Origin of the sequence: Amycolatopsis sp. NPDC051758 (genome assembly GCF_044453095.1) — a bacterium.
Classification (GTDB): domain Bacteria; phylum Actinomycetota; class Actinomycetes; order Mycobacteriales; family Pseudonocardiaceae; genus Amycolatopsis.
The window spans coordinates 12,779-26,417 of sequence record NZ_JBITCJ010000022.1 but is presented as its reverse complement, the minus strand read 5'-3'; the positions used below and the strand labels follow the sequence as shown (position 1 = coordinate 26,417).

The window sequence follows — 13,639 nt, the reverse complement described above, 5'->3', positions numbered from 1 at the left end:
GGTCCCCCACCTTGAAAGGGCGGTGACCTAGCCAGCAGTCGCATCGGCCTTGTCCCGGGCCGGAAGGCGCCGAGTTGTTGCGAGCGGCCGGAGGGCATCGAACCCTCTGCTTCGGTTTGGAAGACCGACGTGTCCGCCGAGTTCACCACGACCGCATGATCGCGTCGCACCGGCCTCTCGGCCGTCGACGCTGGTGCCCCCAGCAGGACTCGAACCTGCGCCCGTCGGCTTAGGAGGCCGCCGCTCTGTCCGCTGAGCTACGGGGGCTTGGGTGGTGAAGGAGGGAGTCGAACCCCCTGTGCCACGAGGACGCCCGGTTTACAGCCGGGTGGGGCTCCAACAGCCCCATCTTCACCGGTGGGCCCGGCCACGCGGTGGGGGCCGGACCCGGTGCTCGCCCTGGCCACCGGTGCGGCGACGGGGACGAGCCTGGGAAATGTCTTGCTCCGCTGTGTAGATGTCAAAGAACCGCACCGGCCCATCGTGAAATGGGCGGCGTGAAGCACCGGCGGAGGGAGTCGAACCCCCGGCAAACGGTTTTGGAGACCGCCGCGCTACCGCTAGCTCGCCGATAGGAATTAATTGTTTTTGGGTGCGCGAAATAAAGAAAGCCGCCCGGATCGGTTTCCCGATGGGCGACTCCCTCGACATGACGAGACCTACGTCATGGTGGGGAGCCTGCGCCGCCCAGAATGCTCTCTTCCTGCCAGGAGAAGGGCTTCTGGTGGTTGTCGTTCGACGAGCACACGACAGCGATCGCGGCGGCCAGATACTGGCGTCGCGTCCCTCGCTCCCGCATGGTCGTCATGATTGCTCCTTCGTTCGCTGATGTGCATTCATCATCGCCTACAAGTCAGCGTGGGTCAATCGTATTTTGCAGAAAAGTCGAATACGTGGTTTCCCGTCGCGGTCGGTCTCGCAATTCCTGGACAGCGCGGGACGGCCAGGGCATCGGTCCGGCAGTACTGTTGTGCCCGTGCCGGGCGGTGACGGGGGTCGTCGTCACCGCCCCGCAAGTGCTCGTCAGTACCCGGCGTCCGGCTCGTAGTTGGGGTCGTCCTCGGTGCCGGCCGCGGCGAAGCCCCAGAACGCCGCCAGCGGGAACAGCGCGCGCAGCGGGGACGGCAGCGCCGGGTCGTTCGGGTCGCTGTCGGGGAAAAGAGCGGCCCAGGCGTGGTAGGCGTCGAGCGGGAACTGGCGGCGCAGCTCGTGCCAGGTGCGGTCGGAGCCGAGAATGCCGTAGGCGTTGACGCCGTGGTCGCGGTCCTCGTCGTCGTCGGCCGCGACGAATCCGGCCACCATCGCGTGGGAGACCGTGTTGAGGCGAACGGTGACGAGCGCGGAGGACTGCGGGGTGAGGTTCCCGGGTACGGATGTTCGCTGCTGGTCGGTGGTGGCGACGCGGTAGGCGATGACGGCGCGTTGGTCCCAGGTCAGCTCGACCTCGATCGGCTCGGGGTCGGCGTCCCGGACGGCCCGCGCGGTTCGGTAGGCGTCGGCGATCGACCACGGGGTGGTGTCGAAGCACGCCCGGCAAAGCCGGTCCGGGTCGATGTCGAGCCGGACGAGCGCGGTCAGGATGTCGAGCATCCTCGGCGCCTGGCCCTCCGGGCCGGTGACCTGGGCGGCGGCGAAGTCGATGGTCTTGGTGAGGCTGGTGCCGCACTGCAGCAGATGGGCACGGTCGACGAAGTGGTCACCGGTGCTGCAGTGCAGTTTCCGGTTGAGCTGACGGCGGCCGTCTCCACGGATGCCGCTGGTGTAGCCGAGAAGTGCGTGCGCGACGTCGGTGTCGAGTGTGCAGGTGAAGGGCATGGTGGCGGTCCTTGGGCCTAGACGGGCAGGGACCCGCCCGCCCGGATGGCCGCGGCGCGCGTCGCGGGACCGGGGTTGCCAGGCGGCGGGTGCGCGTCCGACCGCCGTCGGCTCCGGGGTCCGGCACACCCGTTTCGAGCGGAGCGAGGGTTGCCGGGCCCCGGGTCGGGGGCGATGCTTCGCGCGCCGCCGGCGAACGCCCCGGGGTCACGCTGCGCGTGCGGCGGCGTGGCGCCGCGCCATGCGGTCGTGCCAGTCCTCGGCGTAGATCAGGCAGCTGGAGCAGACGCGGTGGAACGCGGTGCACTGCCAGTGTTTCGCGCGGCGTGCGCGCGCTGCCTTGCTCCAGCTCATCGAGTCGACGTCGTCGAACAGGCCGATCGCGTCGGCGTGCACCCCGAACCCGTGGAGCCGGGCGCCGGTGAGTTCTCGCAGCGCGGCGACAATGTCGATGACCTGGGGAAGATCGGTCTTCTCGCGGCGGCACACCGAGCCCACGCCCACGATGGCGGCCGCGGCGAGGTCGGCTCCGTGGTCGCCGAACATCTGCCAGCAGCGCACGTAGGACTCGGGGGTGTCGCCCTGCACCACCATCCGGAACGGGTTCGGCCGCCGCGGCGCGAGCCGCTGCCACCAGGCGGTGAGGTCGATGTAGGACTGGACGGACAGCAGCTGGTGGGCCGGCACGGTCAGGCCGGTCTTCGCGAGCGATTCCGGCTCGCAGGGATAGTCCTGGGGCGAAGCCCAGCTGAGGTTGCGGATCTGCATGTCGTAGGTCCGGACGGCGCGGACGTAGGTTTCGGGGCCGTCCGGGAAGGCGCCGTGGCGGCTGATCACGTCGTACGCGCCGGAGTCGAGCACCCACGGCGCCGAGTGGGCGATGGGAAGGCTGAAGGCGTGCTTGATCCGGCGCAATCTGTTGTGCGACACCATAAGCGGCCGGTTGGACACCCCGATCCATTGTGGATCGGGCGCACCGAGGTAGAAGGTCATCGGCGAGTTCCTCGACGTCGGGGCCGAGCGGACTCGGCGCGGCTGCCCGGAGCCGGGCGGCGTCCGGTGGAGCCGGCCGCACCGGGGCGTTGTTCGCCTCGAGGAGGTAGGCGCGGTCGGCTACGGTGCGCCCGCCCGGCCCCGGGGGCGAGCCGCCGCCTTCGGCGGTGGTGCGGGGCGCGTCGGCCGCGCCCCGCACCGCGGTCAGAACGGGAGGTCGGTGTCGTCGGGTTCGTTGGGCAGCTCGCGGGCGGACAGCAGCTGCGGGTCGACGCCGAGACGCTGCCAGGCGCGGGTGGACGGGTAGCGCGGGTCCTCGACGTAGGAGGTGATCTCCGTCTTGCCCTGGGGGTAGGCGTCGAAAAGCCCGGCCAGGAAGCAGGCGTGGAGGTCGTCTCGGTCGTCCCAGACGCCCTCGGCGCAGATCCGCAGCGCGATCCCGATCCGCCAGATGCCGTCGGGAAGCTGGGTCAGCGACGGCATCGGCGGGCAGCTGTACTTCAGCGGTTCGAGCCAGTTGTACTGGCACTGCCACACCAGCTCGTCCCAAATCCCTTCGATGAAGCGGTGCCGCAGGCCGACTGGGTGATCCTCGGGCAGGACGGTGCGGGTGGCGGTGTCCTCGACGGCGAACCGGTCCAACAGCTGCGGCCGGTCGTAGACGCCGTTGACCCCCATCAGGTCGGGCAGCGTGACGGTGCCGGTGGTCAGGGTGAGGAGGTCGCCGTGCTGGCGGGCGGGGGCGGCGGCCACGACGTCGTAGTGCTCTGGCGCCTCCGCGGGGCGGGCCCACAGCTCGCCAGGAACGAGTTCGGCGTGGTTCTCCGTGGGTGACCAGGTCGGCTCGTCGCCGACGGTCGCGGTGCTGAGCAGGATGCTGACCAGCAGCGGGTGACCGCCGTTGGGCTCGTTGTCTCCGCGGGCGTTGAGCATTCGGGTGCGGACGTCGTGCAAGGCCCGGCGGGCTCGTTCGTCCATCGGCTCTCCTCGAAGCTGGTGCTGGCGCGGGGGTTCCGCGCGCCCGGAGCGGTTCCGGGCACGCGCGGTCACGCCGGCGTTCGACCGCGGCGGGCAAGGGCGGCCAGGCTCGGCCGGGCCGAGGATCCGCAGCGCAGCGAGGACCGTCCCCGGCCCGGATGGGCTGGCGTCCTTGCCGGGGCGGATGGCGTCGGCCAGCGTGAGCGCGGCCGGGGCCGCCAGGCGGCGGCCACCGCCGCGGCGTGCCTGGCCGATGCTCGGCTACGTGGGACGATGGGCGTCATGAGCGCGACGAACATCAACGTCATCACGGCGGGCGGAACCAGCGTCACCATGCCCGCCCGCGCCACCGTCGACCAGCGCCGCTACATGCGGTTCTGGCTGACCCAGTTCGGGGATGAGGCGGGCGACGTCGGCGTCACCGCCGAGATGTGCGGGGACGGCGGCGACGTCCGGGTGCTCTTTCCCGCCGGAGACGGACAGCTGCAGCAGATGTTGATCAGCGCAACCGGCGGCACCCACAGCGGAGGACCCGTCGCGACGCCGTCGCGTTAGCGAGACTCGCCGGGCAGCGAGGCAGCCGCCCGGCGAGCTTCGGACCCTAGACCTCCGGGCGGTCGGCCCACACGAGGAAGGTGTGGATGCCGAGCCCGGGAAACGACTTGTCGGGCAGCGTCATGTCCCCGCCGTGCGCGCGAATCAGTTCGCGGGCGGCGGTGTGCTTGCGGTCGGTGCGGAACGCGTACCCGCCGGGCACGACACTGACCAGCCGCCCGCCCGGTGCGAGCAGGTCCCAGGCCAGCATCAGGTGGGTGATCCAGGCTGTGTAGTCGTGGGGCAGGGCGAACGGCGGGTTCATCACCACCAGGTCGTAGGTGGGCCGGGCGGCTGCTGCGGCGAACGTCTCGAAGGTGTCCACCTTGAGGTCGACGCGGGGGTGCTGCGGCAGCTTGGCGGCGCGCTCGGGGTTGGGCTCGACCGCGGTGACCTGGACGTCCGGGTTGGTCGTCAGCATGGCGCTGACGAACGCTCCCTCGCCGGCGGAGGGCTCCAGCACGCGGGCACCGGAGGGGAGGACGTCGAGGTCGGTGTGCTCACGCAGGATCCGGGCGGCGAGTTCAGGCGGGGTGGCGACGAACCCTTCGAGAGCGCGGTCGGTTCCGGGAATGTCGGCGCCGGAGAGGACATCGGCGATGGCGTTTGCGGCGTCCCCGTCGAAGACGTGGGCTCGGTGTTTGCGGCTCCAGGTGCCGCCGAGCCTGCGCAGGACGACGTCGACCGCCTTGTACTCCTTCGGCGGGAGTTGCTCGGGCAGGCGCAGATGGCAGCCCTCGGTCTCGGCGGCGGCGAGAACTTCGCGGGTGCGGTCGCTCACGGGCTGGGTGACGCGCATCGGTTCCTCCTGGTCGGCGCGGTGTGCGTGGACCAGGAGGTCGTGAGCGGCCCTGTGGCCGGGGCGGTCCGGGCTCGGCGCAGCCGACCGCGCAGCGGCGCGGCCTGGACCGCCCGGCCGGGCTGCTGGCATCACCGGGCCACGCCACCGCGCCGGAGAAGCGTCGGCCCGCGCACGATGGGCGGCCCGCCGCGGAGGCTAGAACGGCGGTTCGTCGGCGCAGCCGGCGGAGGCGGGACAGGAGTCGACATCTCCGCGCTGCTGCGCTGTCAAAGCCGCTTCGGCGATGAGCAGGAATTGGGCAGCGAGCGCTCTGGCACGCATGTGCACGACTTCGGGCTGCCCGCGTTCGAGGGCGGCCGCGAGTTCGCCCAGGTTGCTGTAGACGGGCAGGAGGAATCCGGGCTCGCTGATCGAGAGACCTTCCTGCGCCAGGGCTTGGTGGATCCGCTCGACTTCGGCCATCACGGGCGGGGACGCGAGCTGGTAGTGCTCGGTGTCGAGGATCTACTGGAGGGCGGCGCGGACGGCGGCGGTCGTGGTGGGGTCGCCGGGTTGTTGGCTGCTTCGGCTCATCCGGGCTCCTGGTGTCGCTGGGGTGAGTGGACGGGCGCACCCCAGCGGGGCTGTGGTGCGAGAGCAAGGTCCGGCGCAGCCGGCCGCGCAGCGGTTCGCCTTGCTCCCGCACCGCGGCCCTGCTGCGCTACCGGCGGTCCACGTGAGCCAGGGAATCGGGGGCCCGGAGGCTGACGCGCCGGCCAGGTCGCTCTGCTTGGACAGCGCGTCAGCCAGCTGTTCAGGCGGGCACGATCGTCATCGCGTCGGCGGCCAGTTCGTCGGCGAGGCGGCACAGCGTGATGAACCCGGGCTCCGGCTGCACGCCGGTGCCCTTCGTCGCGTACAAGGAAGTGGAGTCGTGCCAGTTCGACGGCGCGTTGCTGAGGACACGCGTCCATTCGCCAGTGGCAGTGAGCACTTCGGCCATTGCGGTGGACTGCTGCTCGTAACTGTCCCGTTCGACGGTGACCCGGAAGGTGCGTTCGCCGCGTCGGTAGAACCGGGTCACCGAGTAGCGATGGCGGGCGGAGACGTCGTCGGTCGTCTCGAGGAAATGCCGGATCGGCGAGGGCGTTTGAGGCTGTTCGGGCGAGGGCATGGGGTCTCCTGGTCGTCGTGGTGTGCGTGGGCCGGGAGGTCGTGAGCGGCTCGGTGGTCGGGGCGGTCCGGGCTCGGCGTAGCCGACCGCGTAGCGGCGCGGCCTGGACCGCCCCGACCGGGGCTGCTGGCGTCGCCGGTCCACGTTCACCGCGCCGGTCGGGGGGCGTAGGCCATCCGATCTGCAAGGTAAGCGAGTTCGGCGAGCGGGAAATTGCGCTCGGTGGCCTTATATGAGGCCGTCGCGCACCGCTTGCCGCTTGGCGCGCTGTCGTTCGCGCCGGCACTTACGGCACTTCGGGCCGCAGCCGGGGCGATCCCGGTACACGTTGCCCTCTGTCAATTCGTGGCCCTCGGGGCACGTGCCGCCTTCAGTGGCAGTGTGGGGCCGTGTGCGCTTACGTTCTGCCCATTCCAGGTTCACCAGGCGGTCGTCACGTCGATTGTCGTTGAGGTGGAGGACGTCGCGTCGTTTGGTCGGGTAGGCCTGGCTGGTGCTGAACGCTTCGAGTACCAGGTGGTGGACGCGGGCCTGTACACCGGGGCGCGTATCTCCGGCCCGAATGAGCCGGAGGACGTGGTACCCGTCGCCACCGACTTGCGCCTTCACCAATCGTCCTCGCGGGTCAGCGTGGTAGCAGCGCACTCGTCCCATCGTCGACACGTCGTACAGCCCCTCGAACCCGCGGACGCTCGCCCAGCGCTCATCCAACGGACCGTCCAAACCACCGGCTGCGAGATGAGCGCTGCCGTCGGCGTCGACGACGATCTTTCCCGCCTCCAAAATCCGGCTGTAGCTATCGGCCGCCATCTCGTTTACCGGAAGCCACGCTTCGGTGCGGGTGCCGTTCGGGTAGTGATGCCCGAGATATTCCCAGGTTCGGTCAGTGTCGGCTCGATTCTTCAAGCGGACCCTGCCTGAGATGTGCAGGTTCCATAGAAGCATGACGTCGCGCGTGATCGCGGGCGTCGGTAAGATCTGTTCTTCGTGTACTTCGGGCAGTCCCACCTTGGCTCCTGTTCCGTACGGCTGGGCGGACGGGAGGCGCCGCAGCAGGGGCGAGCCGAGGCGGAGCAGGGCTCGGCGTAGCCGACCGCGTAGCGGCGTGGCCTTGCTCCGCCTCGGTCTCGTTCTGCTGGCGTTCCTAGTCCGCCGCGGCCGGCGAGCACCGGGAGTCGCGACTGGCGAGCAGGGCACTACTTTGCGGTGTCGTCGGGTTCGGCGACGTCGATGCCGTGGGTGCGCAGCACTGCCTCAGCCGCGTCAAGGGCGGCCTGGCGGGCCCAGGAGGCGGCTTGCCAGACCGTCAGCGCCGGCCAGATCCGAGCGTGGTCCGACTCGCTGGTCAGGTCGATCGGTGCGGCGTGGGTGATCGCGGCGTCGGCGATGGCATCGACGTAGGCACGGTCGACGCGCCGGTGCGGATCTGAGGCCCCGTCGGATCCCGGCAGCTGCCAGTGCCGCAGCAGGTTTCCGACGTAGCGGAAATGCCCGACTTCGCTGGTGTCGCGCCAGCCGCTGCCGGTGATCGGCCGCGGGTCCTCGCCGAGGACCTTCCACCGGGTTTGCCAGCCGACCTTGCAGCACACCACGACAACCCCGCTGACGTCGTCGATTCGGACGTCGCCGTGCTCGGCGTGCACCGCGGCGACCGGTTCGGGCGGTCGCCGGAACAGGTGCCTCTCCGAGTCGACGATCGCGGTGTCGAGCTCGCGCAGTGCGGCCGCGGCCGCACTGGCGGACAGCTTCACGACGACGGCCAGGTGGTCATCCGGCCCGCTGGCCACCGACAGGACGATCTGACCGTTGCCGTCGTACTCGGCCGTCAGGCGGTTGTCGTCGCCTGCGGTGGACAGCACCTTGTGCGTGGCGATCAGCTCGCGCCAGCTCGAGGTCAGCTTCTCCCCACCTGGCGTCTCGTGTTCCCAGTAGTCCTCCTGCTTCTCGTCGGTGAACAGCTTCGCGTCGTCGCGGCGGCGGATCCAAGTGCGGCCGCTGGGATCGGTCACGGCCAGCAGCCAAATCGGCGGTGTCCGGTCTTTCCTGATGGTGTGCAGCCAGAGAACCATCGGCGGTTCCTCCATTGTGGATTGTGGTGGAGCGCTGCGGGCCGGTCGTTTGCCGGCGGTTGGCACGCGGGCTGGGGGTTCAGGCCCGGTTCGGTTGCTCGAAAATCCGGCGGTCGCGGATGGGCCAGGTGGCATCGGTGAGCTGGCGCCAACCGGGCAGCATGCAGACGGCCATGCGGTGCAGGGCGTCGCAGAAGGCGGAGGCCTCGCTGTCGGGCCAGCCGGGGTGCTCGCACGATTGGTTTTCCAGGCAGGAGATCGCCTTGAGCACGACCACCGGATCCGGGTCGCCGGCCAGCTCGCGGAAGAGATAGGGCGGTTCCCAGTCATCGCGCTGGTGGGCGTGGTTGACGCTGCGGGCGTTTTCCGCCAAGAGCATCGCGCCGACCCGGCCGGCGGTGTCCGAAGTCAGTCGCCAGGCCAGCGCCGACAGATCGTCGAGCGCCGCGCCGTCGGGTATCGGGTGGTACCAGGTCAGAGTTCCGAGCTCGCGGCCGTAGGCGAGCCCGGCGGTGAGCAGGGCGTCGATGTGGTCGGCCTCGACGAGGAACACGTGTGCGGACATGGCAACAGCCCCTCCTGGGCGTGCCGAGGGCGCTGCAGCGCCGCGTGGACAAGGGGGAACGCGGGGCGCCGGCCGGGCTGTGGGCCCTGGCCGACGCCCTGGTGAATCACCGCTGGAAGGCGGCCGCGGCCTCAAGCGCGCGCAGCCCGCTCTTCTCCATCTCGTAGCCGTCGTCGGCGTCCGGGAGGGTCTGCGCGGCGCTGGTCACCGCGTGCAGGACGCCGCCGGCGGTGGTGTCACCGCCGCGGATGAAGTGCGACAGGATCCGCTTCTGCTCGTCGCCGGTGTACCCGACGACCCGGCCGACGTGTTCGATGGTCGCTTCCGGGTCGATGACGTCGACTCGGGCGCGGCCGCTGACTTCGTCGAGCTTGCGGACCATGTAGTCAACATTGATGAACGTCTTGACCGCGTCGCGGGCGCGGGAAGTCGCGGTCGCCAGCTCCTTGCGGATCGTCTCCTCGGAGTACCGGATGACGCCGTGCTCCAGCTTGGAGCCGTTGTGGATCGTGCGCATGGCGTCCTTGGTGACGGTGAGGCCGTTGGAGCAGACCTGGACGGTGAACTGCGGCGTGATCGTGGACGCGCCGAACCCGAGTTCGCTGTTGGTCAGCACCGCGCCGGCCGCGACGATCGGGTGGTCTCGGCCGGACCTGCCGGTGAACGGCGAGCGGTAGTACTTCAGCAGGTCGGTCGCGTCGGTGACCACGCGCGGGGCGACGATCTTCACGACCATCATCCGGTCGGTCAGCTCGCCGGTGATCTGAACGTCGGCGCCGCGGTCGCTGATTCCGTCCAGCACCGCCATCAACAGGGGCAGGTTGTCCCGGATGCCGTAGGAATCGCTCAGCAGCGCCCGGCCGACGCCCGGCTCGGCGTCGGTGCCCTCGAACAGCCGCACCAGGAACGGTCGGTTGGGCTCCAGCCGCAGCCAGGCGTTGACGTTCTCGGCCAGCAGCGGCAGCTGGTCGTACTCGCGCATCCGAGCCAGGTAGGTGGCCGGCACCTTCAGCTTGCCGGCGACGCCGGAGTCGAAGGTCTTCGTCAGCCGGAAGTGCGAGACGTCGCTGACGCCGCTGGCGGTGATCCGCGGCTCGTCGATCTCCAGCAGGCCGTCCGGGGTGACCCGCATCTTGTGCGCGGGCACGACCAGGTCCTGCTTGCGCTGTTCCTGCTCCTGAAGCTTGGTCAGCAGCTGCTCGATCGACAGGCGGGTACGGGGCGTGAACGGCGCCAGCTCGGTGGTGGTCATCGCGCTGGAACTCCCTTCGGTCTCGTGGAGCGCCCGGGCTTTGGCGGGGCCCGAGCGGCGAACGGCACGCGGCCAGCGAACGGTCGCCGGACGTCGTGTCGCCCTCCCCTGTTGTGGGTGGGGCGCGGCTCCGGAGGACCGCCGGCGCGGACCGGCCGGGGCAGGCCGCTCGCCCGGGCGGGGCGGGATCGCGCGCAGCGCGACCGAGCGCAGCGAGGCTCGTCTCCCCCGCCCGGCGCGGGCAGGCCCGCATCGGGCGCAGCCGCGCCGGCGGTCCAGAGTTCGCGGCCACCACCCACGGGCGGGGTGTCACGAACGGCGGCAGTCGCACGCCCCGAGGCCACGGCGCGGTGACGGGGTATGTCCGGAGCGATAGGACCCGGTCCAGAACGGAGGTTGATGAGCGAGCAGCGCGCGGTGATCCGCGACGAAAGAGGCAAGTCCGAGGTCATTTGGACATGTCGAAAGCGAAATGGCAGCTCGCTGCGGAAGAAGGTGCCGACCCGGCGGGAGACTTCTACGAGGTGGCGTTCATCGAGCACACCGATGGCGTGACCTACACCGTGATGCGCATAGCGCGCGAGCCCGAGGCTCGGCGAGCCGACAGCGCAATGGCTTGGCATAGGGGTGCGGTTGCCCGGCCTCCCCGGATGCCGTGGTCGCGTGCCGGGGCACCGGGCTGCTCCCGCATGCTGCGGCGTGGCGGCCGGACGTGGTCCCACTGCCTATAGCCACGCACGAGCGTAAGCTCACGGGATACGCGATCAACGGTGCTCGCCACTGCTGCAGGATGCGTTGGCCTCGGTTGCTAGCCCAGGCCCGCCGAGTTCGTCACCCTGCGCCAGCTACGACCCGTCACTTGGCTTTTCGGGCTCCGTGATTTCCGTCCGTGCGCAGAGCACGCGGTCGACGGCCTCCCGGAGGATGTCGCCGGTGGTGGTGATGTCGGCGCGCAGCTGGTCGCGGTACCGCATGGCCTGCACGCCTGGGGATTCCCCAGGTCGGGGGTCAGGCAGGTCCGGTGAGTCGCCGAAGACGTCGTAGAACTGCTCAAGTTGGCTGGCGAGGTCGAGGTTCTCCCAGTAGCAGGCGCGCTCCAGGCGTTCCCCGATCTCGGCGGGAAGCTCGAGGACGACCCGGCGAGTGGATCCAGGGATGTTGGTCGAGCCCCAGCGGCGGCCGGGCCCTCGCCCGCCAGCCGGGACCGATTGGTACGGACCGGTCCTGCCCCGCTGATCGAGCTCAGCAACAACGGCGGAGGCCAGGAGGGCGCCGCGGCTGGGCACGAGGGCGCCTTGCGCCACCGCCCGGGCGAACTTGTCCTTGTACTGGCCGCGGGCCTTGGCGAGTTCGCTGGGCTTCTCGATCCGGGCGAGCCGCTTCTTGCGCGGTATCCACCACAGCCGGATCCGCGCACGTTCGGCGTCCATCACGGCGGTCAGCTGCTTGCGTCGATCTTGGGTGAGGTAGACCGCGAACTGCATAAACAAATCATATGCTTTCAGTGCGACCGGGTCGGCCAGCGGCACGGTGAGCGGCGTCCCGCTGGCCGGTGGGTCACGGCTGGCCGGGTTCGCCGAACTTGCGGGTCCAGGCGGTCAGTTCATGTTGCCCGGCGGGCGAGAGGTCTACGCCCTCGTTGTTGTCGAGGCTGGGTGTCGCGGTGAGCAGGCCGTGCTGGTCGAGCTGGCGCACGGCGCGCTGGAGGACTGAGCTGGGACGGTCGTCGGGGGTTCCGGCGGTGTAGAGGTGGTCGGGCAGGCCGCTGGCGGGGTCGGTCTTGCGCGGGTTGCGCCGGCGTGTCCAGCGCCGCTCCGTGCGCGCGGTGGCGGCGATCTGCTGCAGGAGTGCGTGCCGCAGCGGGCTGTGGCGCAGGGGGGGGGAGCTCGTGGTCATGGTCGATTCTCCAGAATCTTGTTCGCGGCGCGGTTCTGTCGGTTCAGCAGGTCACGCGCAACTTCGGTGAGGATGCCGGTGAGGTGGACGGTGGAGGCGCGGGCGGTGAACGCCCGGGAGGCGAACGCCCGGGAGGCGGCGCGGTAGGACCAGCCGCAGGCGCAGGGCGCGGTTGACGAACCGTCGTAGACGCGGCCGCCATGCCGGTCCCGCCCGACATGGCCGACGAACCGGGGATCGTCGGCCAGGCGATGCCACCCGCGTGGCGCGGTGGTGCGCGTGTGGTACTGGTGCCGAACCAGAGCAGTGAGTCCGGCACTCGACAGCGTCGCCTCAGCGCCGTGGTCGAGCACGAGCACGGACACCCAGCCGCGGCTGATCAGCCCGTCCGTGAGCTGTGCCAGGAAGCCGGCGAGCCCGGCGACGAGGGTGATCCGGGCGTCGCGGTTACGCACCCGCCCAGGTCGGTCGCGGAGCAGTGCGAGATCGGCGGCTTGCCGCTCGCTTGGCCTGGTCTGGTGGGTCGGTGTGAGCAGGACCGTGCCTTCAGTGCTCGGCCGCCGGATGCGGATCGAACCGTCTGCGTTCGGGCCGATGTCGTAGCCGCGGCGCACGGCCCTGGCGAAGATCCGGTCGTCGTGCCACGCGGTGACGTCCCCGATGTCTGTGGCTCCGTCCGCGCGGGTGACCGTCTCGCGGTAGGCGAGGCTGTGGTTCAACCGGGCGACGGGTTCAGGCTCGCACCGGGCGGGGTAAGAGAAGCTATCCGCCATGTTCATTCGTCCAATGTGGACAGTGCACGCCGGGTGTCAGGATTAGTCCTCGACTTCGCGCGGCAGGTGGACACGGGTGCCGCAGTGGTCACAGGCGTACTGGTCGTGCACGAAGTCGATGTCGTCGAGGGCGGCGTATACGTCGCCGTCTTCCACGAGCAGGGGGTGATAGCGGACGGCGACGTCACGCTCGAAGATCTCGCCGGCCGTCTGGCACACCGAGCACACCAGATGGCCGCCGTCGATGACCGCCGAGGGTGCGCGGTGCAGGGCGACCCGGGCGGCGACCCAGGGGGTGACGCCCTCGGCGTACGAGCTGCGCCAGGTCTCGTCGGTGAGGTCCTGCGGCAACGCGTTCGTCAGGTCGGCGAAGGCGAGGCTCGCGTCGAGCAGCCAGAGGGTGAAGTTGCGGTCGGCGCGGCCGGCTGCTTCGGCCGCGCGGCCGAAGTCGGCGTGTTCGAGCAGGACCTCGAGGACGCGGCGGTCGCCGTGGCTCAGGGCGTCCCAGCTGCGGCGGCCGCGGGCGCCAGGGCCGGAGTCGGCGTGCTCTTCGTCGGTGGTGGTTGCGCTCATCGGCTGCTCCTTTGTCGGCGGCGTGGACGAGCGATGGCATGCGGGTCGCCGGGCCGCCGGTCAGGGCTCGGCGCAGCCGACCGCGCAGCGGCGGCGGCCTTGACCGGCGGCCCGGGAGCTGCTTGCCTCGGCCGCTCACCACGCTGGCGGGGGCAGCGGCGCGCTGGGCGTCCGGA

Annotated in this window: 16 protein-coding genes and 4 tRNA genes; 1 reads left to right on the top strand and 19 read right to left on the bottom strand. The window is 70.4% G+C overall.

Annotated features, from left to right (window positions below; translation table 11 throughout):
• Nucleotides 1-82: 82 nt before the first annotated feature.
• The 8 genes from ACIA5G_RS51055 to ACIA5G_RS51020 all read right to left on the bottom strand — a co-directional run bounded on the left by ACIA5G_RS51055 (nt 83) and on the right by ACIA5G_RS51020 (nt 3,786).
• A tRNA-Gly gene (locus tag ACIA5G_RS51055) sits at nt 83-155 on the bottom strand.
• A 36-nt stretch (nt 156-191) separates the two neighbouring features.
• A tRNA-Arg gene (locus ACIA5G_RS51050) sits at nt 192-267 on the bottom strand.
• Nucleotides 268-272: 5 nt separating this feature from the next.
• Nucleotides 273-356: transfer RNA gene (locus tag ACIA5G_RS51045), tRNA-Tyr, on the bottom strand.
• Between the two features lie 147 nt (nt 357-503).
• Nucleotides 504-573: transfer RNA gene (locus ACIA5G_RS51040), tRNA-Trp, on the bottom strand.
• A 91-nt stretch (nt 574-664) separates the two neighbouring features.
• A complete protein-coding gene (locus tag ACIA5G_RS51035; protein ID WP_395937348.1) occupies nt 665-808 on the bottom strand; it encodes a hypothetical protein in 144 nt (47 codons plus the stop codon).
• Nucleotides 809-1,023: 215 nt separating this feature from the next.
• Entirely contained in the window at nt 1,024-1,815 is a 792-nt protein-coding gene (locus ACIA5G_RS51030) for a hypothetical protein (protein WP_395937346.1), read from the bottom strand.
• A 207-nt stretch (nt 1,816-2,022) separates the two neighbouring features.
• Nucleotides 2,023-2,808 (bottom strand): hypothetical protein, encoded by a 786-nt coding sequence (locus tag ACIA5G_RS51025; protein ID WP_395937344.1) that lies wholly within the window; start codon nt 2,806-2,808, stop codon nt 2,023-2,025.
• A 204-nt stretch (nt 2,809-3,012) separates the two neighbouring features.
• Complete coding sequence (locus ACIA5G_RS51020) at nt 3,013-3,786, bottom strand: hypothetical protein (protein ID WP_395937342.1); 774 nt, start codon at nt 3,784-3,786, stop codon at nt 3,013-3,015.
• Between the two features lie 282 nt (nt 3,787-4,068).
• On the opposite strand from ACIA5G_RS51020, the gene ACIA5G_RS51015 reads away from it, so the two are divergent.
• Nucleotides 4,069-4,341, top strand: coding sequence for a hypothetical protein (locus tag ACIA5G_RS51015; RefSeq protein WP_395937340.1), 273 nt, complete (start codon nt 4,069-4,071; stop codon nt 4,339-4,341).
• A gap of 46 nt (nt 4,342-4,387) precedes the next feature.
• Here ACIA5G_RS51015 and ACIA5G_RS51010 read toward each other — a convergent pair whose 3' ends face one another.
• From ACIA5G_RS51010 to ACIA5G_RS50960, 11 genes are all read right to left on the bottom strand, one after another.
• Entirely contained in the window at nt 4,388-5,179 is a 792-nt protein-coding gene (locus tag ACIA5G_RS51010) for a class I SAM-dependent methyltransferase (RefSeq protein WP_395937338.1), read from the bottom strand.
• A gap of 198 nt (nt 5,180-5,377) precedes the next feature.
• Nucleotides 5,378-5,644, bottom strand: coding sequence for a hypothetical protein (locus ACIA5G_RS51005; RefSeq protein WP_395937336.1), 267 nt, complete (start codon nt 5,642-5,644; stop codon nt 5,378-5,380).
• 331 nt (nt 5,645-5,975) lie between these two features.
• Nucleotides 5,976-6,335 (bottom strand): hypothetical protein, encoded by a 360-nt coding sequence (locus ACIA5G_RS51000; RefSeq protein ID WP_395937334.1) that lies wholly within the window; start codon nt 6,333-6,335, stop codon nt 5,976-5,978.
• A 228-nt stretch (nt 6,336-6,563) separates the two neighbouring features.
• The gene (locus ACIA5G_RS50995) at nt 6,564-7,343 is read right to left on the bottom strand and encodes an NUMOD4 domain-containing protein (protein ID WP_395937332.1); all 780 of its coding nucleotides are present in this window, start codon (nt 7,341-7,343) and stop codon (nt 6,564-6,566) included.
• 188 nt (nt 7,344-7,531) lie between these two features.
• Nucleotides 7,532-8,404 carry a hypothetical protein gene (locus tag ACIA5G_RS50990; protein ID WP_395937330.1) on the bottom strand — a complete coding sequence of 291 codons (873 nt, stop codon included), beginning with the start codon at nt 8,402-8,404 and terminating at the stop codon, nt 7,532-7,534.
• A gap of 79 nt (nt 8,405-8,483) precedes the next feature.
• Nucleotides 8,484-8,957 carry a hypothetical protein gene (locus ACIA5G_RS50985; RefSeq protein WP_395937328.1) on the bottom strand — a complete coding sequence of 158 codons (474 nt, stop codon included), beginning with the start codon at nt 8,955-8,957 and terminating at the stop codon, nt 8,484-8,486.
• Nucleotides 8,958-9,075: 118 nt separating this feature from the next.
• A complete protein-coding gene (locus tag ACIA5G_RS50980) occupies nt 9,076-10,221 on the bottom strand; it encodes a DUF932 domain-containing protein (protein WP_395937326.1) in 1,146 nt (381 codons plus the stop codon).
• A gap of 845 nt (nt 10,222-11,066) precedes the next feature.
• Nucleotides 11,067-11,750 carry a hypothetical protein gene (locus ACIA5G_RS50975; protein ID WP_395937324.1) on the bottom strand — a complete coding sequence of 228 codons (684 nt, stop codon included), beginning with the start codon at nt 11,748-11,750 and terminating at the stop codon, nt 11,067-11,069.
• A 28-nt stretch (nt 11,751-11,778) separates the two neighbouring features.
• Nucleotides 11,779-12,117: a hypothetical protein gene (locus ACIA5G_RS50970; protein ID WP_395937322.1), complete on the bottom strand. Its 339-nt coding sequence runs from the start codon at nt 12,115-12,117 to the stop codon at nt 11,779-11,781.
• On the bottom strand, nt 12,114-12,731 hold the full coding sequence (locus tag ACIA5G_RS50965; protein ID WP_395937320.1) for a hypothetical protein: 618 nt from the start codon (nt 12,729-12,731) through the stop codon (nt 12,114-12,116). The genes ACIA5G_RS50970 and ACIA5G_RS50965 overlap by 4 nt, the downstream gene beginning before the upstream one ends.
• A gap of 201 nt (nt 12,732-12,932) precedes the next feature.
• Nucleotides 12,933-13,463, bottom strand: coding sequence for a hypothetical protein (locus tag ACIA5G_RS50960; RefSeq protein WP_395937318.1), 531 nt, complete (start codon nt 13,461-13,463; stop codon nt 12,933-12,935).
• Nucleotides 13,464-13,639: the final 176 nt, after the last annotated feature.